The sequence below is a fragment of the Halalkalibacillus sediminis genome, assembly GCF_002844535.1.
GTDB classification, from domain to species: Bacteria; Bacillota; Bacilli; order Bacillales; family Alkalibacillaceae; genus Halalkalibacillus_A; species Halalkalibacillus_A sediminis.
The window spans coordinates 565,977-589,699 of the sequence record NZ_PJNH01000001.1; the positions used below are offsets into that span (position 1 = coordinate 565,977).

21 protein-coding genes are annotated in these 23,723 nt (G+C 38.5%); 16 read left to right on the forward strand and 5 right to left on the reverse strand.

Going from position 1 to position 23,723, the window contains the following annotated elements:
• Positions 1-60: 60 nt before the first annotated feature.
• Both CEY16_RS02965 and plsY read right to left on the reverse strand, forming a co-directional pair.
• On the reverse strand, positions 61-1,233 hold the full coding sequence (locus tag CEY16_RS02965; RefSeq protein ID WP_238378741.1) for a CapA family protein: 1,173 nt from the start codon (positions 1,231-1,233) through the stop codon (positions 61-63).
• A gap of 32 nt (positions 1,234-1,265) precedes the next feature.
• Positions 1,266-1,847 carry a glycerol-3-phosphate 1-O-acyltransferase PlsY gene (gene plsY, locus CEY16_RS02970; RefSeq protein WP_101330477.1) on the reverse strand — a complete coding sequence of 194 codons (582 nt, stop codon included), beginning with the start codon at positions 1,845-1,847 and terminating at the stop codon, positions 1,266-1,268.
• A gap of 171 nt (positions 1,848-2,018) precedes the next feature.
• Between plsY and CEY16_RS02975 the strand changes: the two genes are divergently transcribed.
• The 16 genes from CEY16_RS02975 to CEY16_RS03045 all read left to right on the forward strand — a co-directional run bounded on the left by CEY16_RS02975 (position 2,019) and on the right by CEY16_RS03045 (position 19,073).
• The gene (locus CEY16_RS02975) at positions 2,019-3,731 is read left to right on the forward strand and encodes a glycosyl hydrolase family 18 protein (protein ID WP_101330478.1); all 1,713 of its coding nucleotides are present in this window, start codon (positions 2,019-2,021) and stop codon (positions 3,729-3,731) included.
• Positions 3,732-3,800: 69 nt separating this feature from the next.
• Complete coding sequence (locus tag CEY16_RS02980) at positions 3,801-4,214, forward strand: CoA-binding protein (protein WP_101330479.1); 414 nt, start codon at positions 3,801-3,803, stop codon at positions 4,212-4,214.
• 66 nt (positions 4,215-4,280) lie between these two features.
• Complete coding sequence (parE, locus tag CEY16_RS02985; protein WP_202908589.1) at positions 4,281-6,263, forward strand: DNA topoisomerase IV subunit B; 1,983 nt, start codon at positions 4,281-4,283, stop codon at positions 6,261-6,263.
• Positions 6,264-6,274: 11 nt separating this feature from the next.
• Positions 6,275-8,719, forward strand: a complete 2,445-nt coding sequence (gene parC, locus CEY16_RS02990) for a DNA topoisomerase IV subunit A (RefSeq protein WP_101330481.1) — start codon at positions 6,275-6,277, stop codon at positions 8,717-8,719.
• A 259-nt stretch (positions 8,720-8,978) separates the two neighbouring features.
• Positions 8,979-9,548, forward strand: a complete 570-nt coding sequence (locus CEY16_RS02995) for a hypothetical protein (protein ID WP_101330482.1) — start codon at positions 8,979-8,981, stop codon at positions 9,546-9,548.
• 41 nt (positions 9,549-9,589) lie between these two features.
• The gene (locus tag CEY16_RS15100; RefSeq protein WP_162297829.1) at positions 9,590-9,745 is read left to right on the forward strand and encodes a hypothetical protein; all 156 of its coding nucleotides are present in this window, start codon (positions 9,590-9,592) and stop codon (positions 9,743-9,745) included.
• Positions 9,746-9,855: 110 nt separating this feature from the next.
• Entirely contained in the window at positions 9,856-10,479 is a 624-nt protein-coding gene (locus tag CEY16_RS03000) for a TetR/AcrR family transcriptional regulator (protein WP_101330483.1), read from the forward strand.
• Between the two features lie 84 nt (positions 10,480-10,563).
• A complete protein-coding gene (locus CEY16_RS03005; RefSeq protein WP_101330484.1) occupies positions 10,564-11,706 on the forward strand; it encodes an acyl-CoA dehydrogenase family protein in 1,143 nt (380 codons plus the stop codon).
• Between the two features lie 86 nt (positions 11,707-11,792).
• On the forward strand, positions 11,793-12,104 hold the full coding sequence (locus CEY16_RS03010) for an AMP-binding enzyme (protein ID WP_101330485.1): 312 nt from the start codon (positions 11,793-11,795) through the stop codon (positions 12,102-12,104).
• A 13-nt stretch (positions 12,105-12,117) separates the two neighbouring features.
• Positions 12,118-13,458 carry an acetyl-CoA carboxylase biotin carboxylase subunit gene (locus CEY16_RS03015; protein WP_101330486.1) on the forward strand — a complete coding sequence of 447 codons (1,341 nt, stop codon included), beginning with the start codon at positions 12,118-12,120 and terminating at the stop codon, positions 13,456-13,458.
• A 15-nt stretch (positions 13,459-13,473) separates the two neighbouring features.
• Positions 13,474-13,686, forward strand: coding sequence for an acetyl-CoA carboxylase biotin carboxyl carrier protein subunit (locus tag CEY16_RS03020; protein WP_101330487.1), 213 nt, complete (start codon positions 13,474-13,476; stop codon positions 13,684-13,686).
• 22 nt (positions 13,687-13,708) lie between these two features.
• Positions 13,709-14,608, forward strand: a complete 900-nt coding sequence (locus CEY16_RS03025) for a hydroxymethylglutaryl-CoA lyase (protein WP_101330488.1) — start codon at positions 13,709-13,711, stop codon at positions 14,606-14,608.
• Positions 14,609-14,623: 15 nt separating this feature from the next.
• Positions 14,624-15,403 (forward strand): enoyl-CoA hydratase-related protein, encoded by a 780-nt coding sequence (locus CEY16_RS03030; RefSeq protein WP_101330489.1) that lies wholly within the window; start codon positions 14,624-14,626, stop codon positions 15,401-15,403.
• A 24-nt stretch (positions 15,404-15,427) separates the two neighbouring features.
• Positions 15,428-16,951 carry an acyl-CoA carboxylase subunit beta gene (locus CEY16_RS03035; protein ID WP_101331125.1) on the forward strand — a complete coding sequence of 508 codons (1,524 nt, stop codon included), beginning with the start codon at positions 15,428-15,430 and terminating at the stop codon, positions 16,949-16,951.
• Between the two features lie 69 nt (positions 16,952-17,020).
• Complete coding sequence (locus CEY16_RS03040; RefSeq protein WP_101330490.1) at positions 17,021-18,670, forward strand: FAD-binding dehydrogenase; 1,650 nt, start codon at positions 17,021-17,023, stop codon at positions 18,668-18,670.
• Positions 18,671-18,812: 142 nt separating this feature from the next.
• Positions 18,813-19,073, forward strand: coding sequence for a hypothetical protein (locus tag CEY16_RS03045; RefSeq protein WP_101330491.1), 261 nt, complete (start codon positions 18,813-18,815; stop codon positions 19,071-19,073).
• A 118-nt stretch (positions 19,074-19,191) separates the two neighbouring features.
• Here the strand turns inward: CEY16_RS03045 and CEY16_RS03050 are convergent, their stop codons facing one another.
• The 3 genes from CEY16_RS03050 to CEY16_RS03060 all read right to left on the reverse strand — a co-directional run bounded on the left by CEY16_RS03050 (position 19,192) and on the right by CEY16_RS03060 (position 23,707).
• Positions 19,192-21,069: an AMP-binding protein gene (locus tag CEY16_RS03050; protein ID WP_101331126.1), complete on the reverse strand. Its 1,878-nt coding sequence runs from the start codon at positions 21,067-21,069 to the stop codon at positions 19,192-19,194.
• A 177-nt stretch (positions 21,070-21,246) separates the two neighbouring features.
• The gene (locus tag CEY16_RS03055; RefSeq protein ID WP_101330492.1) at positions 21,247-22,320 is read right to left on the reverse strand and encodes a nitric oxide synthase oxygenase; all 1,074 of its coding nucleotides are present in this window, start codon (positions 22,318-22,320) and stop codon (positions 21,247-21,249) included.
• A gap of 892 nt (positions 22,321-23,212) precedes the next feature.
• Positions 23,213-23,707 (reverse strand): hypothetical protein, encoded by a 495-nt coding sequence (locus CEY16_RS03060; RefSeq protein WP_101330493.1) that lies wholly within the window; start codon positions 23,705-23,707, stop codon positions 23,213-23,215.
• Positions 23,708-23,723: the final 16 nt, after the last annotated feature.

The following is a 23,723-nucleotide window of genomic DNA, read 5'->3' on the forward strand; positions in this document are numbered from 1 at the left end:
TTCTTTTATTCTACATTCATAGTATACATGATGCTGTTTTTGTCATTCAATTCATTGAACTTACTCAAGGTAAGGAACTACGTCTATATCATCTGTAAAAGTTTTAATTAATTCTTCTGTATCTTCATACCAAGAGTTTGCCCCTTCAAGTTGATCGTCTGTTATGTCAGCCAACGGAACGATACGGAAATTGGTTTCTGAGTCATGCAGGTTGTATGTTGGCATTAATTTTGCATTTGAAACCTTCGTTTTGACAGAACCATCTTCTATTGTTTTTGTCAGTTCAACTTGCGAGATTGCTCCGATTAACCTTTCAGTTCCTTCTTGTGCGGATAAGAAGTTTCCAAGGGAATAATAAACGACTTTATCCCCGTCTTCGGAAGATATCCAATCCACAGGCTGTAATACATGTGGGTGGTGCCCCAATATGACATCTGCACCTTCAGAAATTAAAAGCTCTGATAAAAATTCCTGTTCTTCATTTGGTAGAGGTTGGTATTGTTGACCAAAGTGCATACTGACAACAACAAAGTCAGTTTCGGATTTTATCTCCTCAAGGTCTTCTAACATTGTGTCAACGTCTATCAGATTGACTAGATAATCTTTTCCTTCAGGGACGGGTATACCGTTTGTCCCATAAGTGTAAGAGAGAAAACCGACAGAAATACCTTTTCTATTGAGTATTCTATGCGTGTTACGATCTTCCTCACTACGGTATCCGCCAACATATTCAAGGCCGATATCATTCAAATGGCCAGTGGCATTCATAATAGCTTTTTCTCCACGGTCTAACGTATGGTTGTTTGCAATCGAAACGATATCAACCCCGACCTCTTTTAGTGCATCACCTAATTCAAACGGCGAGTTAAAGGATGGGTAGGTGGATAAACCGATTTCAGTTCCCCCAAGAATCGTTTCTTGGTTAGCGATTGTTATATCGGCATTTTTTAAATATTTCTCAATTGGTTCGAACATTGGAGTGAAATCATAACTACCATTGGTTTCAGCGTCCTCATACACAGGTGAATGAATTAATAAGTCGCCGATTCCGTTCAACTTGATTGATGCTTGATAGGATTTCGTTTCCATGGCAAAATTCGATATTTTATTATGTTGTTCTGCTGTTCTGTTATTATTTATATCGCTTTGCTCATTATTAAATAAGAAAAATAAAAGCAATGATAATAACACTACACTTATACTAGCTGAGATGATCAATAATTTCTTTGACAAAATCATCCCTCCGTTCCTGGGTGTTTTGTTGCTTATAGCCAAGTTATTTTCGGTTCTGTTTTGTTCTTGATTCTTTTGATATTGTCGGTATGTCTGTAAATGACAAAAGAAGCAAGTAGAACAGTGATGATTGTTAATCCAACTTCCTGAAAGGCAATAGATGAAATAACAGCAGTTATGGCTGTCAATATTGAAGCAAGAGAAACATACTTAAACAATTTTAAGAAAAGGAAGAATGCAGCTAATGCAATGAAAAAGACGAAAGGATTGACTGCAAGAATCACACCGCCTGAGGTAGCAACGGCTTTTCCTCCTTTGAACTTGGCGAAAATGGGATATGTATGACCAATAACTGCGAAAATTCCAATGATTAAAGGATGCGTCGAAGGAGCAAAGGAAATTGCTAGCAGGACAGGGATTACACCTTTAATGATGTCCATCAAGGAAACAATTATTCCCGCTTTAATACCTAACACACGAAAAGTGTTAGTTCCTCCTAAGTTCCCACTCCCATGTTCACGTATATCAATCTGGTAAAATGTTTTTCCGATGATGAGAGCTGATGGCGTCGAGCCGATTAAATAAGCAATGATTGCGAAAATTAGATAATCCATAATGTACTCCTTTAATAGTATAATTTCTTTTATTTTATCAAAATAAGTCGATTAAAAGAAGGCTTTTCACTTGTTCCAGGAGAGACGAGAGCGATTCTTCTACTTATATTTCTATGTTCAATCCAATGAATCTAGTATAAAATGTTGTTAGATAGGGGGTAGGTCAGAAGTATGAGCACAAAATCACGATCAACCACCAGTAACACCCCAAATTTGAAAACCTCTTTATTGATTATTAGTTTGTTGGCAGGGGCATTGGTCGTTGCCTTTTATTTCTATTTACAACCTTCCGATCAATTCAATGAATATATCAACGAACAAAATTCCATCATGATTGACCAGGAAACCATTGAAGAAAACTTCATTTTTCATCAGGATAAAATATATATTCCTGTAGTCACAGCCCAACAACATATTGATGATCGAATATATTATAACGAGCGAGATGCTGCTGTTATTTTAACCACTGGAACAAAAGTGATCGAATTTCCATTGAATGATTTCAGTCGTTCGGTTAATCGTGAAAAAGAAGAATCGGATTACTCTCCGGCCATTCTTGATAGAGAAGAAGCGTTTATCTCAGTTGAACAGTTGCAGGATATTTATGGTCTAGCATTTGAATATCTTCCTCAACAAGAACAACTTTATCTCGTTACAGCAGGGAACGAATTAATTTCAGCTCAACTTTCAGAAGATACAGATTTAGATGATAGAAGAGTACGCCATTCACCCAACTACCAATCTTCTTACTTTAAAGAAGTTGAAGATGATGAGTTCTGGGTGATTGAACAAGCAAACGATTTTTACCGGATACTATTACAATCTGGAGAGATCGGGCATTTACCTGAAGAATCTGTATCTATTTTAAAAACAAGTCTGATTGAACCTTTGAATGATCCTTTTGAACCTGTTGAACATAATATTGATAAACCTTTACACATGAGTTGGGATGCCATGTATCAATCCGCTTCAACTCCAGACAATGCTCCATCATTACCCGGAGTTGATGTAATTTCACCTACGTGGTTTCACTTAACTGATTCGGAAGGTAACATTAGAGATTACGGCAAAAAAAGCTATGTCGAATCAGCTCAAGAGCAAGGTAAAGAAGTATGGGCCCTATTTTCAAACGATTTTGACCCTGATCGGACGTCAGCAGTCTTCAAAAGCTTTGAAAAACGTTCACGTGTCATCGATCAACTTCTTGAAAAAGCGGAAACTTATCAGTTAGATGGGCTGAATATAGATATTGAAAATGTGAATTACCAAGACCAAGATTTAGTCACCCAATTTATACGAGAGCTTGTGCCGTTAGCTCATAATAAGGGGCTCGTCGTTTCGATGGATATCACATTTTTATCGATGAGTGGTAATTGGTCCCTTTTCTATGACCGAGAAGAACTCGTCCAGTTAGTCGATTACCTTGTCGTTATGGCATATGATCAACATCCTGCACGATCAACAGTAGCTGGAAGTGTGGCTGAACTTGACTGGGTGGACCGGGAATTAGATGAACTACTTCAAGTTGTACCAAACGACCAACTCATTCTAGGCGTTCCGTTGTATACTAGGTTATGGACAGAAACAGATTCAGAAGTGTCCTCTGAAGTGTTTTCCATGGACGAGGCAAAACAGTGGACGGAAAATCAAGAAGAAGAGGTAGCTTTTGACGAGGATGCCGGCCAAGATTATTTATTTGTGGAAGAATCTAATGAATCGTACAAGTTGTGGTTAGAAAACTCACAGTCGATATCGAGTAGAATTGAACTTGTTAAAAAGTATGATTTACCTGGCATCGCTACTTGGGAAGAATCCTTCGCGAATGAATCGATCTGGCCATTGATTAAAGAGAAACTGGATCAATATCGTGAAAGTGATGAATAGCCAAGTGTTGAGAATTAAAATGAAACAAGCTATTCTATAACCTAAGATTAATTGAAAGGGTGACTCTAAATGCAAAATCCATCAAACGATCAAATTAAAAAAGTTTTAGAAGAAGCGAAAACGATTGCGGTGGTCGGTTTATCTGATAAACAGCATCGTACGTCTTATCAAATATCACAGATTATGCAGGAAAATGGATATAAGATCATCCCGGTAAACCCTAATGTTAATGAGGTTCTAGGTGAAAAAAGTTATTCATCTCTTAAAGAAATTCCAGAACAGATCGATATCATTAATGTATTCAGAAGATCTGAATTTTTGGAGGATGTTGCCAAAGAAGCTGTCCAAACAGATTGTAAAGTTTTCTGGGCTCAACAGGGTGTTTATGACGAAAAAGCTTACGAGATATTGAAAGAGAAGGACTTTACAGTCATAATGGACTTATGCATAAAGGTAGCTCATGCCGTAACGATGGGCAAATAATCAAAGTTGTCACATGAAAATCTCTGCGTAAGCAGAGGTTTTCTATTCACATAAAATAACTGGACGATGGTAGAGAAAGGAGTCGTACGATTGACTCAGACAAATCAATATAACGATGACTCGATACAGGTATTAGAAGGATTAGATGCTGTAAGAAAGCGCCCAGGAATGTACATAGGAAGCACCGATCACCGAGGTTTACACCATTTAGTTTTTGAAATCGTCGATAATGCGGTGGATGAAGCTTTAGCTGGATTCGGTGAAACGATCAAAGTAATTATCCATAAAGATGAATCGATCTCTGTGATTGATGAAGGAAGAGGTATGCCAACAGGGATGCATAAATCTGGCAAACCAACTCCTGAAGTTATTTTCACCGTTCTACACGCAGGAGGTAAATTCGGGCAAGGTGGCTACAAAACAAGTGGTGGTCTTCACGGGGTAGGTGCCTCGGTTGTTAATGCTCTCTCTGAGTGGGTTGAAGTTCATATTTTCAGAGATGGTAAGAAGTTTTACCAGCGCTTTGAGGACGGGGGTAAACCGGCTACTACGTTAGAAGATCGAGGGAATACGAAGAAATCGGGTACGACAATCCGGTTCAAGCCAGACCCATCGATGTTTACGACGATCCATTATCAATATGATTTGCTATCTGAACGTTTGAGAGAAGCGGCGTTTCTTTTAAAAGGAATTCAAATTGTCTTGATCGATGAACGTGATGAACAACCCCAGCAAGACGAATTCCTATATCCAGATGGTCTTGAATCGTTTGTGGCTTACCTGAATGAAGAGAAGGATGGGCTACATGATCAGATCATTTCTTTTGAGGGTGAGCTAAAAGGAATTGAAGTAGATTTTGCCTTTCAATACAATGACGGTTACTCAGAGAACATTCTTTCGTTCGTAAATAATGTGCGAACAAAAGATGGTGGTACTCATGAGTCCGGAGCGAGAACAGCAATCACACGTGCTTTTAATGAGTACGCTAGAAAAATGCAATTATTAAAAGAAAAAGAGAAAAACTTGGATGGAAACGATATTCGAGAAGGGCTTACTGCGATTGTTTCTACTAGGATTCCAGAAGAATTATTACAGTTCGAAGGTCAAACGAAGAGTAAACTGGGAACACCTGAAGCACGTAGTGTAGTTGAAGGCATCGTCAGTGAACAGCTTTCTTACTTTTTAGAAGAGAACCCTGAAGTATCTAAGATGCTGATCAAAAAAGCTATTAAAGCAAGAGAGGCAAGAGAAGCGGCTCGTAAAGCAAGAGAGGACGCGCGTAATGGTAAGAAGCGTAAGCGTAGAGACTCACTATTAAGCGGGAAGCTAACTCCTGCTCAGTCCAAGAATCCTCAAAAGAATGAATTGTTCTTAGTAGAGGGTGATTCTGCAGGTGGTTCTGCGAAACAAGGTCGCGACCGTAGATTCCAAGCTGTGTTGCCACTTCGAGGGAAGGTAATCAATACAGAAAAAGCGAAAATCGATGATATTTTCAAAAACGAGGAAATCGCTACAATTGTGCATACAATCAATGCAGGTGTAGGTGCCGATTTCAATATAGAAGATTGCCAGTACGATAAAGTTATCATCATGACAGATGCAGATACCGATGGTGCACACATCCAAGTCTTACTTCTGACATTCTTCTACAGATATATGCGCGAACTGCTTGAAGAAGGTAAAGTATATATCGCTCTTCCACCATTGTTCAAAGTGAGCAAAGGGAAAGGGAAGAAGAAAAAAGAAGACTATGCCTGGGATGAAGAGAAATTAGAAGATTTATTAAAAGAGTTTAAGAATGGTTATAACATTCAACGATATAAAGGTCTCGGTGAAATGAACGCAGATCAACTTTGGGAAACAACGATGGACCCTGAAACTAGAACATTGATCCGAGTGACAATTGAGGATGTAGCTCGAGTTGAACGTCGCGTGACTACGCTGATGGGAGACAAAGTAGAACCTCGAAGAAAATGGATTGAAAGTAATGTCGCCTTTACGATGGGTGACGGAGATACCATTTTAGATAATGAGAAATTGCATAATTAGGAGGAAGACAGTTGCCTGAGGAAGCGAAGTATTTAGATTTACCATTAGAAGAAGTAATAGGTGATCGTTTCGGACGATACAGTAAATATATTATTCAAGACCGAGCTCTTCCAGATGTACGAGATGGATTGAAGCCTGTTCAAAGACGTATTCTTTATGCGATGCATGAAGAGCGTAATACGCACGACAAACCTTTCCGTAAGTCTGCCAAAACGGTCGGTACGGTTATTGGTAATTATCACCCGCATGGTGATTCATCTGTATATGAAGCATTGGTTCGAATGAGCCAAACGTGGAAACTTAGACAAGAACTTGTTGAAATGCACGGAAACAACGGGAGTGTCGATGGAGATCCACCTGCTGCCATGCGTTATACAGAAGCTAGACTTTCAGGCATATCTTCCGAATTACTTCAAGATATTGATAAAGACACCGTAGATTTCATTTCTAACTTTGACGACACAGATCATGAGCCAGTAGTACTTCCTGCAAAGTTTCCGAGTCTATTAGTTAATGGATCTACTGGAATTTCTTCAGGTTATGCAACAGATATTCCACCGCATAACTTAAAGGAAGTCATCGACGCGGTCATTTATAAAATGAGTCATCCAGAAGCTTCGACAGATCAATTGATGAAGAAAATGCCTGGTCCTGATTTTCCAACAGGAGGCATTATTCAGGGTGTCGATGGAATCAAAAAAGCATACGAAACAGGTAAGGGCAAAGTTGTAGTGCGTGGTTTAGCAAAAGTCGAGCCGTTGCGTGGTGGAAAAGAACAAATCGTTATCACTGAGTTGCCATATGAAATCAATAAAGCCAACTTAGTGAAAAAGATGGATGAACTTCGTCTGGATCGTAAAGTAGAAGGTATTTCAGAAGTCCGCGATGAAACCGACCGAACCGGCCTTCAAATTGTGGTTGAATTGAAGAAAGATACGGATAGTAAAGGTGTTTTGAACTACTTATATAAAAACACAGATTTACAAATTACTTATCACTTTAATATGGTCGCAATCTCGAATAAAACACCTAAAGTGATGACACTACATGAAATTCTTGATGCATACATTTCCCACCAAAAAGAAGTAGTCGAACGTCAATCCAAACATGATTTGAAAAAAGCTGAAGATCGTGCTCACATAGTTGAAGGTCTAATTTATGCTATTTCGATATTGGATGAAGTGATTGCAACGATCAGAGCATCGAAAAATAAACAAAATGCAAAAGAGCGTTTAATCGAGGCGTATGACTTCACCGAGAGACAAGCTGAAGCGATTGTCATGTTACAGCTTTACCGTTTGACGAACACAGACATAACCGACCTAGAAACTGAAGCAGATCGTTTAAAAGAAATCATTGCAGAACTAAAAGCGATTCTAGCTGACGAAAATAAATTATTGGATGTCATTAAGCAAGATTTGAAGAGAGTTCAAAAGACATATAAATCAGACAGAAGAACACAAATTGAATCTGAGATTGAAGACATTAAAATCAATCTAGAAGTTATCGTACCACCTGAAGACGTGATATTTTCAATCACAAATGAAGGTTACATCAAAAGAACAAGCATCCGTTCATTTAATGCTTCTAAGATTGAAGACGTGCAAATGAAAGATAACGACCGATTAAACCATTTATTTGAAATCAACACGACCAATACGCTATTGCTTTTTACTAATAAAGGGAACTTCTTATACATTCCTGTCCATGAACTACCCGATATCAAGTGGAAAGACATGGGGCAGCATATAGCCAATATCATACCGATCGAACGAGACGAAAATATTATCCAAGCAATTCCAATCAGAGAATTTAATGAAGAGCAATATGTCTTATCGATTTCAAGAAATGGAATGATTAAGAAAACGAAGTTAAGTGATTACAAAGTACAGCGTTATTCACGAGCAATTACTGGAATGAAACTAAAAGGTTCAGATGAAGTAGTTAATGTTCAATTAACGAACGGTCACAACGAAATTTTCTTAGCATCAAATACTGGATATGGCTTATGGTTCCACGAATCAGAAGTCAGTGCAGTCGGTCAAAAAGCAGCTGGTGTGAAATCTATGTCACTTAAAGAAGGCGAATATATCGTCAATGGTGAAGTATTTGATGACTTAAGCTATCCGTCCTTGTTTATCATTACCAACCGAGGCGCATGTAAGAGAATGAGTATTTCCGAATTTGAACAGGGTACCCGTGCGCGAAGAGGGTTAGTCATGTTAAGAGAGCTCAAACGGAACCCACACCGTATTGTCGGATTCTATATAGCTAAAGACGATGCAACTATAAGGTTGTTTACTGAAGACCAGCAGGTTAAAACGGTAATGCCTATCGAATTCAAACAAAGCGACCGCTATAGTAACGGATCTTTTGTAGTCGATACTGATGAACATGGACCAGTCATCGAAACGACGATCGAACCAAATGGAAATAAATATTTCGAAGAAGAATAGACGGTTCGGGGTTACTTTCTAAAAGATTCAATACATTAGAAACTAAAATAACTATTTTATCAAGCAGTTCATTTTTGGAGTACAAACATGCAATTTGTACCCTTAATTGAGCTGCTTTTTTTAGGTTAACCGCAATAAAACTGAACAAGTAATTGAATTAATCAAAAAACATAAAGTTAATTTATGGTAAAATAGGATAAAGAAAGTTAATCATTTTCATAGTCAAAATAATTTAGAGATTATTTAGGGGGAAACATTAATGAAGGTTATAAGTTTCGTTGGCATTCTTTTACTATCATTATTGCTCGCTTGTTCACCAAATGATGAGGAAGACTATACAGACGCTGAAGAAAAATTAAGTGAAGCATTTGATTTCGATATACATATTGTCGACCCTGAAGGTCATTCATTAAGTTATGTAAAGCATTATAACAAAGGCAACTACGTTGAAAATGAACAAAAAGCAACTCTTGGTTATTCAGTTTTCGAAGAGGAAAAAGAAGTATCTAAAACTGAAGAGCAAATTAAAAGTGAAGAAGATTCATTGAATATGGAATATATTTATGGACCTTATAGCGAAAGTGCAGAATACCAAATCACGATCAGCTTTGAGGACTCAGAATTTTTAACTGATCCAAATTTAGAATATGAAAGTGAAGAAATTGATGAGCAGACTGTTCATTATATGGAAAAGGATTCCGGCGAATTTAGTGCGGTAACATTCTTTGATGAGGTAATGTTCGAGTTTGAAATCTCTCTAGATAATGACCTTACACAACAGGATGCTTTTGACTATATCGGAAATGTAATTACAGAGCATGGCAATTAAATTCACTCAACGATTGGCTCTAGTTGAGCAAGGAGAGAAAAATGCGTTCTACTAAAATTATGTTACTAGGAATAGCAATAATGCTTTTAGCTTTATATATACCTGAATTTGTTAGAACAGGCGGTTATGAGGTTTATCTTTTAAGTTTAGGATTCATAGTTGTTATGATTGGCTTCTTCAAAAAAGATGAGAAATAGAAATAGTGAAATTTTCAGGTAATGATTGATATCGAAATGTCTAAACATTCAGTATTGGACACTTTTCTAAATTGTGATAAAATATTGACAAAAGGAAGTAGGAGGGGGCTATGAGTGAACTAAAGGAAAAAATCATACAATCTTCGCTCGTTCTTTTCTCTGAAAAAGGGTTCCATGGGGTTTCAGTGAAAGACTTGGTTGAGTCGTGTAATACTTCTAAAGGTGGCTTTTATCACCATTTCACTTCAAAAGACGAATTATTATACGTTATTCATGACTTGTTCATTACATATGTTCTCAACGAAGCAAGCCTTGCCAGAAGAAAATACGAGCAACCAATGTACCAATTACATGAAATCTTGAAATCTTTCGTAAGAGTCTTCGATTTATACAATGAACACATATCTGTTTTCTACCAAGAAAACAAATATCTCAAGAAAGAGTATGAAGAACAAATCAAGAAAAAAAGGGATGACTTTAAACGAATCATTCAAGAGGTAATTGAAGATGGTCAAGAAAGTGGCGAGTTTCGTAAAGAACTGCCGACGATCATTACCGGGATGTCGATTCTTGGCATGGTCAACTGGACTTACCAATGGTACAGGAAAGACGGAGAATATTCGATTGATGAGATCGCTTCGATTTACATCGATATTTTGTTCAGAGGAGTTCTCACAGATCAAGCATTAGATGATTACAAGCACTCAAAATTGTATAAGGAAATCAGTTATTAAAATTTTTTATCGCTTTTAGAAAGCGTTTTCATTTCGTTTGTTACAGACCAACCAGTCGGTCTATTATAGAAGGGGGAAACTTAAATGAATTTCGAATTGACGAAAGAACAAGAAATGACAAGAAAGATGGTACGTGATTTTGCGGAAGCGAAAATTGCACCACGTGCGATTGATATTGATGTGAATGCTGAATTTCCAGAAGATATTTTTAAAGAGATTGGGGAGCTAGGATTACTAGGGATTCCTTTTCCAGAAGAGTACGGTGGATCAGGTGGAGACACGATCACTTATGCATTAGCAGTAGAAGAAATCGGTCGAGTATGTGGTAGTACTGGATTAAGTTATGCAGCAGCCGTATCTCTAGGCGCTAGCCCAATTTACTACTTCGGAACAGAAGAGCAAAAAGAAGAATTCTTAAAGCCTTTAGCTGAAGGTAAGGCACTTGGTTCATTCGGTTTGACTGAACCTAACGCTGGCTCGGATGCAGGTGGTACGAAAACTACTGCCAAAAAAGACGGAGATGATTTCATCATCAATGGTGAGAAATGCTACATCACCAATGCATCTTTTGCTAAGCACATTATTGTAACTGCAGTTACAGGAAAGAACGATCGTGGTAACAATATTATTTCAGCAATCATCGTACCTACTGACACACCTGGTCTTACAATCAACAGTAATTACGATAAAATGGGTGTAAGAGGTTCAGATACAGCTGAGATCGTTTTAGAAGATGTTCGAGTTCCTCAGAAGAATTTATTAGGTGATCCTGATAAAGGATTCAAGCAATTCCTTCACACACTTGACGGTGGACGCATTTCAATTGCTGCCCTTGGTCTAGGAATTGCACAAGCCTCACTTGATAAGGCATTGGCTTACGCAAAAGAACGTAAGCAATTCGGTCAACCAATATCCAGCTTCCAAGCAATTCAGTTTAAACTTGCTGATATGGCAATGGAAGTTGATCTTGCACGTAACGCGATCATGAAAGCTGCTTGGTTAAAGGACCAAGGAAAGAACTTCACAAAAGAAGCTGCAGTTGCTAAATTATACGCTACGGAAACAGCATTCCGCGCTGCTAACCAAGCAATTCAGATCCATGGTGGATATGGGTACATGAGAGAGTATGAAGTCGAGAGATATTTAAGAGATGCTAAGCTATTAGAAATCGGAGAAGGAACTTCAGAAATTCAACGATTAATCATCGCTAGACAACTAGGATGCTAGTTTGTTGAATAGGAAGTACCATGATTGAAGAAGGATAATCGCTGGCTGAGGAAGAAGTAAGAGAGAGGAAGTAGGGAGGCGTTACTATGATGCAACAGTACGGAAATGAAGTGGATCCCTATCAGTTAGAACTTCTATTGTCACAACACAGTAAAATTAAAGAAGCTAAAGTCGTTAACATCCCGGATCCACAGTCAGGTGAAATCATTATAGCTTGGGTGATCAGAGAGTCCTCAGATTTATCAGAGGCTGAGGTGCTCCATTATTGCAGAGAAGAAGTCAGTTCTTCAGAAGTACCTCAAGCTGTTTATTTTACAGAAGAATTTCCTATGACTGCTAGTGGAAAAATACAAAAAGTCAAATTAAGAGACGATGCCATTAAACGATATAGTAAATAATGGGGGTAGAAGTATGTTTCAAAAAGTATTAATCGCTAACCGCGGAGAAATAGCATCAAGAGTCATTCGTACATGTAAGCGCATGAATATAAAAAGTGTTGCTGTATACTCAGAGGCTGATGCAGAGGCTCCTTTTGTAAGTGAAGCTGATGAAGCACACCTGATTGGACCAGCAAGAGTCAATGAAAGCTACTTACAAGTGGAAAAGATCATTAATGTAGCAAAAGAAACAGGTGCAGAAGCGATCCATCCTGGTTATGGATTGCTAAGTGAAAATGTAGACTTCGCACGTCGTTGTCGTGAGGAGAATATCGTCTTCATTGGTCCAGATGCAGATGTTATCGAAAAAATGGGTAGTAAACTTGCGGCTAGAAAAAGTATGGAAGCTGCAGGTGTACCAATTATTCCAGGAACGAATGAACCGCTTGAAACGCCTGAGGAAGGTATAAAATTAGCGAATGAAATGGGTTACCCTGTCATGCTTAAAGCTTCTGCTGGTGGTGGAGGTATTGGGATGCAAATCGTTCATTCAGATGATGAATTGACGAAAGCGTTCGAAGGAAATTCTCGCCGAGCAGAGCAATTTTTTGGTGATGGCACGATGTTTATGGAAAAAGTGGTTGAAAATGCTCACCATATCGAGATTCAGGTGTTGGCTGATCATGATGGAAACACTTTACACTTATTCGAGCGCGAATGTTCCATCCAACGTCGTCACCAGAAAGTGGTTGAAGAAGCTTCTTCACCATTATTAACAGAACAAACCCGTTCTGAAATGGGTGATGCTGCTGTTCGCGCTGCCAAATCGATTAACTACAAAAATGCTGGAACGATTGAATTTCTAGCAGATGAAGACCAGAACTTCTATTTCTTAGAAATGAACACTCGTCTTCAAGTAGAACATCCAGTTACCGAAGAAATCACAGGGGTGGACTTAGTTGAACAGCAGTTACGAATCGCAAATGGAGAAAGCTTATCTTTTAAACAAGAAGATTTGAAGATCGATGGACATGCGATTGAGGTTAGAATTTATTCTGAAGATCCAGAGACTTTCTTCCCTTCACCAGGCACCATTACTGCATTTGAAGCTCCAACAGGTGATCATGTGCGAAATGAAGTTGCCGTAAAAGCGAACTATCAAGTGACGCCTTATTATGATCCGATGATTGCTAAGCTGATCGTCAAAGGCAATAATAGAGATGAAGCAATTGGACATTTGAAAGAAGCATTATCTGCTTATAAGGTGGAAGGTATTAAAACGAATATCCCACTTTTACAAAAGATTGTAGAAAATCAAAGTTTCAAAGATGGTCAAACCAGAACATCATTTATTGATGAACACATTAAAAAATAACTGGAGGAATTTAAAATGAGTGAAGTAATCGCAAATATGGCAGGAAACGTTTGGAAAGTAGTTGTTAAAGAAGGAGATAGCATCGATTCAGGGCAAGATGTAGTCATCCTTGAGTCCATGAAAATGGAAATCCCTATTGCTGCAGAAGCATCTGGTTCAATTAAAGAGTTGAAAGTTAACGAAGGTGATTTCGTTAACGAAGGTGATGTAATCGCAGTTATTGAATAAGTCATAAAAGGAGCGTTTCGACATGGAGTTGCCTTTAGATGTAACCATCAAAGAAGTAGGACCGAGAGACGGCTTACAAAACGAGTCGGATCAGATACCTACTGAAAATAAAATCGAATGGATCAATCAGCTTTCAAAGACAGGCCTACCCTATATCGAAATCACTTCATTCGTTCATCCGAAATGGATTCCACAGCTGAAGGATGCTGTGGAAGTTTCCAAACAGATTGAACGAAATCCTGATGTGACCTATGCTGCATTGGTACCAAATATGAAAGGTCTCGAACGTGCAATTGAGGCAGACGTAGACGAAGTGTCAATTTTCATGTCTGCGAGCGAGACACACAATAAGAAGAATATTAATAAATCAATTGATGAAACGTACCCTGTCCTTCAAGAGGTGGTAGAAGCTGCAAGAAAAGAAGGAAAATCAGTGAGAGGCTATGTTTCCACTGTTTTCGGTTGCCCTTACGAGGGTGCGGTCGATGAAAATCAGGTCATTTCGGTTTGCCAAAATCTATTCGACATGGGCATCGATGAACTATCTCTGGGAGATACGATTGGCGTTGCTAACCCGCTACAGGTTGATGCTTTCCTGAAAAAGCTGGAACGTTATTTCATGAAAGATCACATCGCCCTTCATTTCCATGACACTAGAGGTATGGCGTTAGCTAACACGGTGGCAGCTCTGCAGCTTGGCTACCATATTTTTGATGGATCTGCTGGTGGCCTTGGTGGTTGCCCTTATGCTAAAGGAGCTACCGGGAATGTCTCTACCGATGATTTGAATTACATGCTACAAGAAATGAACATAAAGACTGGAATTGATCAATCTGAATTATTGAAAGCTACCTCATATATTCAGGATTATGTAGAAAATCAATTGCCAAGTAAACAGATGAATATTTTCAAAAAGCAATAAAGGTGTGGTTAATACATGTCGACAGTTACATTTGAATTATATAACGACGAAATCGGGATATTAACACTGAATCGACCGGAAGCCGCTAACTCTTTTTCAAAACAGTTGATGAAAGATTTCAATGATCAACTGGATCAAATTGAAATGAATGACCAATTAAGAGCATTAGTCATCACAGCAGAAGGTGAGAAAGCTTTTTGCGCTGGTGCAGATCTTAAAGAACGTTCTGGCATGAGTGAAGAAGAAGTGGTGCAAACGGTCGGTCAGATCGGCCGATTGGTTACTAGAGTTGAAAGACTTTCCATCCCAACAATTGCTGCGATTAATGGTGCCGCGTTTGGGGGCGGCCTCGAACTTACCTTAGGTTGTGACATCCGAATCGCTAGTAAGAAAGCAAAAATGGGATTGACTGAAACTTCCCTGGCTATAATTCCTGGGGCAGGTGGTACCCAACGCCTTGCGAGACTGATCGGACTCGCGAGTGCTAAATATTATATACTTACAGCACAACGTTTCGACAGTATTGAAGGGAAAGATATCGGCTTGATCCAAGAGGTAGTAGACCCTGCTGACTTGAAAGAACGTGCCATTTCTTTAGCTTCTGACATTGCTTCGAACGGTCCTGTTGGGGTTCAAATGGCTAAAAAAGCGATTGATCAAGGCTTTGATCATGACATCGATACCGGATTGTCGATTGAAAGAAAATGCTATTTGAACACGATACCGACGAAAGATCGACTAGAAGCTCTTGAAGCATTCAAAGAAAAGAGAAAACCAAGATTTGAAGGGAAATAAATGAAAGGGTGAGACACTTTGTCTATGGAAATCAATCATGAAGAATTGCGTGCTCAAATAGAAAAGGGTGGCGCGGATAAATATCACGAAAAGAATGCAGAAAAAGGTAAAATGTTCGTACGTGATCGCTTGAAATTATTATTGGACGACGATTTAGATGTCGAAGATGCGTTTTTCGCTAATGCGATGGATGGATCGTTACCGGCAGATGGTGTTGTAACGGGAATAGGAAAATTGAATGGCCAAAGCGTATGTGTCATGGCCAACGATTCTACTGTAAAAGCTGGTTCTTGGGGAAAAAGAACGGTTGAGAAAATTATCCGCATTCAAGAAACCGCGTTAAAATTAGAGATTCCTATGTTGTACCTTGTAGACTCAGCAGGTGCACGTATAACGGACCAAATCGACATGTTCCCGAACCGTCGTGGAGCAGGAAAAATCTTTCATAACCAAGTGAAGATGTCCGGTCGAGTGCCACAGGTTTGTTTATTATTCGGACCTTCAGCTGCAGGCGGAGCATACATACCCGCTTTCTGTGACATTGTCGTTATGGTCGACGGAAACGCTTCAATGTATCTAGGATCACCGCGTATGGCTGAAAAGGTTATTGGTGAAAAAGTTACTTTAGAAGAAATGGGCGGAGCTCGCATGCACTGTTCAGTTTCTGGTTGCGGTGATGTCCTTGCTAAGGACGAAAAAGAGGCTATTGCCTATGTACAAAAATATATGACTTACTTCCCGGAGAATTTCAGAAGCAAACCACCGGTCGAAAAAGCTTTAGATACAGCTTCTTTCGAGAAATCAATTGAAGAACTGATTCCTGAAAATCAGAACGCTCCGTTCGATATGTATGAGTTAATCAATCGTTTGATTGACGAAGATTCTTTCTGTGAAATCAAGCGTGAGTTCGCTAAAGAACTGATTACAGGACTGGCTCGCATCAACGGACAAGTAGTTGGTCTTATTGCTAACCAACCTAGAATGAAAGGCGGCGTATTATTCCATGATTCTGCGGATAAAGCTGCTAAATTCATTCAATTATGTGACGCGTACAACATCCCACTTATTTTCCTAGCGGATATTCCTGGTTTCATGATTGGAACAAGAGTAGAACGTGCTGGTATCATCCGTCACGGTGCGAAGATGATCTCAGCTATGAGTGAAGCAACCGTACCGAAAATTTCAGTGGTTGTTAGAAAAGCATATGGTGCTGGTTTATACGCGATGGCAGGTCCAGCTTTCGACCCTGATGTAACGATCGCTTTACCTACAGCGCAAATTGCCGTTATGGGACCAGAAGCTGCAGTAAATGCTGTTTATGCGAACAAAATTGCTGAACTTCCAGAAGAAGAACGTCCAGCATTCATTAAGGAGAAACAAGAGGAATATAAAGAAAACATCGATATTTATCGATTAGCATCTGAAATGGTAATCGATGATATTGTGGAACCGAATGATTTGCGATCAGCATTAACGAAGAGACTAGATGCTTACAAATCTAAAAATGTACAATTCACTGAACGTAAACACGGTGTTTACCCAGTATAATTCACTGACCTCGCTTAGATGACACTTCATTTAAGCGAGCTTTTTTTATCTATCGGAGGTGTTGAAGAGATGAATGATGATGCAATTGTAATTGGAGCAGGACTTGCTGGATTGGTCGCCACTGCAGAAATCGCTGATAGAGGTAAAAATGTATTACTAGTCGATCAAGAACCTGAGGCTTCTCTTGGAGGGCAGGCTTGGTGGTCTTTTGGTGGCCTTTTTTTGATTGATTCACCTGAACAAAGAAGGATGAAAATTAAAGATTCCTTTGAGCTTGCTAAACAAGATTGGTATGGGTCAGCTCAATTCGATCGTTTAGAAGATGAAGACTATTGGGCAAAACAGTGGGCGGATGCTTACCTTAAGTTTGCTGCAGGAGAAAAGCGTAAGTGGCTTTACGATAAGGGTGTCCGATTCTTTCCAGTCGTAGGTTGGGCAGAAAGAGGTGGCTATTTAGCAGAAGGTCATGGGAATTCTGTTCCTAGATTCCATATCGTGTGGGGAACAGGGCCAGGAATTGTAGCTCCTTTCGAAAAAAGAGTAAAGGATCACATCATCAATGATCGAGTGACATATTTGCCTAGACACCAGGTAGATGCGTTAATAGTCAATAATGACAGGGTTTCAGGCATAAAAGGGTCTGTATTAGAAGATAGTCAGGTGGAAAGAGGAGAGAAAAGCTCTAGAACAGTTGTTGGTGAGTTTGAATACACTGCCGATCATGTGGTCGTTTCCAGTGGGGGAATCGGAGCTAATTTTGATGTCATCAGAAATAACTGGCCTTCGAGGTTAGGTGAAGCTCCCGAAAACATGATTTCAGGTGTTCCCGATCACGTTGATGGGCGGATGCTTTCGATTGCTGAAAGTTCTGGGGCAAATATCGTCAATCGAGATCGCATGTGGCACTATACTGAGGGAATCAAAAATTACGATCCTGTTTGGACGAACCACGGCATTCGTATTCTACCTGGACCTTCTTCCATATGGTTGGACGCTGAAGGCAATCGCTTTCCAGTTCCTTATCTTCCAGGGTTTGATACGTTAGGTACATTAGAAGCCATTTCTAAGACGGGATACGATTATTCCTGGTTCATTCTCAGTCAGGAAATCATAGAAAAGGAGTTCGCTTTATCAGGTTCTGAACAAAATCCTGATTTGACGGGTAAAAGTATAAGAAAGCTATTAGAACGTTTGAAAAAGGGAGCACCAGGACCTGTACAAGCCTTCATGGATAAAGGGGAAGACTTTATTGTATCTAAAGATTTAAGTGAGCTCGTAGAGAAGATGAATGAGCTTACTGGGAAGGATCTTTTAAACTATGAACATATTAAAAGACAACTAGAGGCTAGAGACCGTGAAATAGATAATAAGTTTACAAAAGATTTGCAAATAACCGCTATTAGAGGCTCTAGAAATTACTTAGGTGATAAACTGATTCGTACAGCAAAACCTCATAAAATCTTAGACCCTGCGAAAGGCCCGCTGATTGCAGTAAAATTGAACATTATCAGTCGTAAAACACTAGGAGGCTTGCAAACTAATTTATCAGGGCAAGTAATCAACCAAAATGGACAAGTTTTGCAAGGTTTGTATGCAGCAGGTGAAGCAGCAGGATTTGGTGGCGGAGGTTTACATGGTTACCGTGCACTTGAAGGAACTTTTTTAGGAGGATGTTTGTTTACGGGAAAAGTCGTTGGAGAATCGATAGGGAACAATTAGATAACCATAAATATAATATGTAAACTTATAGATCAGGCATTAAAAATTATGGCTTGGTGAAATAGATACTTCCCTAAAAAGGAAACATTTTCTTTCTAAATTCGTATTAAAGGTACAATGACAAATCGGGAGGAGATCAACAGTGAAAAAGTATATTCTTTTTGCCATTATTTTTATATTATTATTTTCAATAACGCAAGTATTGTCTGGAGTGCTTCTTACATTCTTATATACTCCGGATCTTAAAGAGGTTTGGAATATGAGTGATAACTCTCCTCGTGAGACTGTTATTACCAGTAGTTCTACTTCATTTATGCTAACTTTATTTATTGCCTTTTTGTCTGCTACTATTTCGTATTTTATCACGAATAAAATCACAAACTTCAAGAACAATGTTAAATAAGATCTAATACTCAAGGGATTTCTTGTTGGATTTATTTGGATTTTACAATTAAAAATGGGCATTGAAATGTTTTGCATTTCAATGCCCATGGACTGATAACTTATCCTTATTGTTACCTTTATTTCTTCCCGAGTTTACGAATGTCTTCAACGACTTCCGGATTCTCTAAAGCAGATAAGTCTCCAGCATCCTTATTCAGATAAGCCGCTTTTATTGCTCTACGCATTACTTTAGCATTCCGGGTCTTTGGTAAGTCATCAACAATGAACACAGTACGTGGAGCGATCGCCTTACCAAGACGTTCAATAGCATGATTAATTAAATCCTCTTTGAATTTCTCTTCGTCAGATGGTTGATTTTTTACAACTACAAAGGCGATCGGATTCTCACCTTTAACTTCATGTGGAACTCCGATCACACCAGCTTCAATTACTTGATCGAACTCGACAAAGATTGATTCAAGCTCAGCAGGACCAAGACGTTTACCTGCAACGTTCAACGTGTCATCAGAACGGCCAGTGATTGTATAGAATCCTTCATCATCATGAACGACCCAGTCACCATGGACCCATGTATCTTTATAACGGTTCCAGTAAGTATTTTCGTAACGCTCATTTTCTTTATAGAAACCGTTCGTCATGCCTACCCAAGGTTGCTTAAGCACGAGTTCTCCAACTTCGTTTTTAACAGGTTGTCCTTCGTCGTCAAAGACGTCTACATCCATACCAGGAAGTGCTGCATTAAAAGCAACCGGAGCTATTGGTTTAACTAATACGTTACCAAAGATCCCACCAGATATTTCAGTTCCACCAGAGTAGTTAAAGATAGGAATCTCTTTATTACAGATTTTATCGAATAACCATAACCATGGTTCTTCATTCCAAGGTTCACCAGTGGAACCTATCATTTTTAATGAAGATAAATCATTTTGAGTAAAATATGATTCATCCAAATTCATGATGGACCGTATCAATGTAGGGGAAATCCCAAGGTGAGTCACTTTATGTTGTTCTACCATTTCCCAAATTCGACTTGGGGTAGGGTAATCAGGGGTTCCTTCGAACATTACGATGGAAGCACCATTCAACAATCCTCCGTAAACAAGAAATGGTCCCATCATCCAACCCATATCTGTGTACCAAAATAGCGTATCTTTTTTACAGACATCCATACAAATACCTGCATCGTATGCTGACTTGATTGGGAAGCCATTATGCGTGTGTAAGGCACCTTTAGGCTTTCCAGTAGTCCCAGAGGTATAAATGATCATATAAGGGTCATTTCCGTTCGTCTTTTCAGTTTCAAAAGAAGTGTCGTCACTCTTTACCTCGTTCCAGGAAACGTCACGATCTTGCCACTGAACTTTTTCTTTTGTACGTTCTACGACGACTACATGATCAATTGAAGAAGACGATTCCGCAGCAAGATCAGCTTCGTCTTTCAAATTCACCGTTTTACCTCTTCTGAAAAAGCCATCAGAAGTTATCAGAAAGCGAGCTTCAGCTGCCTGGATACGTTTTGCTACAGCTTCTGATTTATAGCCTGAGAAAGCCGGAGAGAAAATAGCACCAAGCTTTGAAATAGCAAGCATCGCTATGGTCGTTTCGGGAATCATGGCCATGTAAATAGTAGCAACATCATTCTTCTTCATGCCTAGATCACGAAAACCGTTCGCAACACGATTCACTTCTTCTTGTAATTCTTTAAAGGTATAAGTGATTACTTCACCATCATCACTTTCCCAAATTAAAGCGTTTTCATTTTTCATGGAAGAATCTTCAGCCCATTTATCTAGTGCGTTGTGAGCAACATTCATCTTGCCGTCCACAAACCATTCAGGGTACATGATCCCTTTATCTAGATTCTGTACTTCTTTATAGTCTTCATACCATTCAATCCCAAGTGCATTCACTGCATGTTCCCAAAAAGCCGAGGTATCTTGGACTGTATATTCCAAATACTTATCATACTCATCAAATCCAGCTTCCTGCATCATTTGATATAAACGCGTATTCTCTTTATAAGATTGAGTTGGATTCCAAACTGCTTTTGACACAAAATCACTCCTAGTTCGATTGATTCTACGAATTTTCTGAATTATTCCGTGTCTATTATATCGTACTTAGTGGGCCTTGAGAAGGATAAGAAAAAGAGTCTGCAATAATTACAGACTCTAATAAGGTGGGTTTTGATAGAAGAAGTTCGGACATTTCACTTCATTCTTGTATTCTTTGTGGAAAATATGAGTAGTGGCGCCAGCTGTAGGGGGGACTAACCAAGTCCAGTCACCCGTTGGGCACCTTCCTAGTTTCTGTTCTTTATTTTCGAATTGTTTGAACTGCTTCGCAGCCGCATGGTGATCGACCATAGTAACTCCAGCTTTATTAAAGGAGTGAAGGACTGCTTCATTTAAAACTAGTAAAGTATGATCCTTCCAAAAACTTAAGTTACTAGACACATCTAGCCCCAACTGCTCCGCTATAACAGGCAAGAGGTTGTATCTATCGACGTCAGCAAGGTTCCTTGAGCCGATTTCAGTAACCATATACCAACCGTTAAACGGAGCAGCATTATATTGAATGCCACCGATCTCGAGTTCCATATCTGATAAAAAAGGAACTGCATACCACTTCAATTCCAGGTCCTTAAACCATTCATACCGAGGGTGTTCTAACTCAACTTCTTTAACGATATCCCTAGGAAGCTCAAACAACTTTGGCTCCTGGTCGTTAATCTGAATGACAATTGGCAATAAATCAAATGAACCCATATTCGGAGTCCAACCCAACTGAATACACTCTTTGGTAAACGGGACAGAGTGAGGATCTCCAATAACACCTTCATCAGTCTCGTAACCAGCATATCGAATGAGTTGATGGTTCCAAATTCGTACTTCATGATTGTTATATTTAGGAGAAAAGATAGTTGCTGTTGATCGGATTTTTCCACCATTTGTTGCAAACTTAATGTGGTTAATCAGTGACTGAAAGATTTCTTCTTCAGTAGTTAAGTTTCTTTCATCGAAAACGTGTAGGGAATCCCAAAACAATCTGCCAATACATTTGTTACTATTTCGCCAAGCAAGTTTTGCACCATAGTTGAGTTCTTCTTCTGTATGTTTATAGGTGTTAAAGTTATTAATTTCATTCGTTACATCCATAATACGCTTCTCTAGGGAGGAGGGGGCGTAACCCAACTCATTATGGTATTGCGCTATGAATTCATGTGCACGAACTATCAGATCCAATGTGTTCACTTCCTTTGGTGAAGTAAGGTAGTACTTAGCTGAATTCAACTTAACACTAACAGAAGGTAATAGAGGGAAAGAATGCGACGATATAATTACAATTGGAGATGGTAGACAGTATTATTGTTATGTAAACAACTAAAGGAGACTATAACATAATTATGTAAACTCAATGAGCGTATAAACGAGGGAGGCATTTTAACGCGGTCGATAATAAGTGGTTGAATTAAAATTCCTTTTTCAGCAAACATATTAAGAAAATTAATTCATGTTGATTCACGAGCATAACCCAGGAAATGTTCTATCTACAGATGGCTGCACAAACTGACAGCAGCTAAATTAGGTATAAAAATAAAGATAACTGCATACATTAATTTTCATCATAATTAGATCATTAATATAAAGTATCTAATGTCTAAGTGGATTAAGTTTTATCAGTAGCAATTGTTTGTTGAAAGCAACCAAATAGATCACTGAGGTTAAATAACATCAATTCAGTGATATTAAAGAGCAACTGAACAATCTGAGAAACATTTCATGCACAGACATTAACCTAGATTAATTCAAAAGCGAATGTGTAATAAATTATTTCGTGATTGATATGTTATTAAGTATAAAAAGATTAGCGATCCTAGATAAACGATAATAACGATATTTAATGTAAAAAACATTTTGTACAAGTTTCAATAATACAAACAAAGAAGCCTAAAGACTGTGGTTAAAGCAATTATTAACGTCTCTCTGTATTTCTATGTATAACTTCCGATAATATATATTATGTCTACTTATATAAAATCAAACATATCAAGAGCTTTCGCCACACGTTCCTATAATTTTCGTTATAAGGAACTTCCCCACGTTTCGATTGCCTTCAAATAGTTCAATAAGAATATTAAGAATTAATATTCTTATTTCTTAATGAGCTAATTACATACCTTAAAATTGATAAAGAAATTAATGCAATCATTGCATATACATTTATTCTGAGGATTAACTGGTAAGGTTGATAACGCTCACTATAAATTGATGTCCCAGACTGAAGGTTATTGTAATCAAAAACAGATACTTTTTCATTCATATAGGTAACATCTAAATTAAATGAGTGAGGAAATATAAAGGAAACTAAGAACAGTGAAATAAAAAACATTGCTGGAAATATTAATGCTTTTTTTAACAAAGAAGCTAATTTATTCTCACCTTTTTGCCATAAAAGCATAATGACGCAAAAAAAAGTAACAACAGTGATAGTTCCGCTCAAAATTAAGTAATTATATATTTCCATTAAAAGCAGCTTATTTAGGTTTACATTAACATAAAGCCCAATACTTAATGAGATAATTATAAAAACTGTTACAAATATAATAAAAATGAAATTTAATTTTTTCACTTTTTTGCTCCTCCCT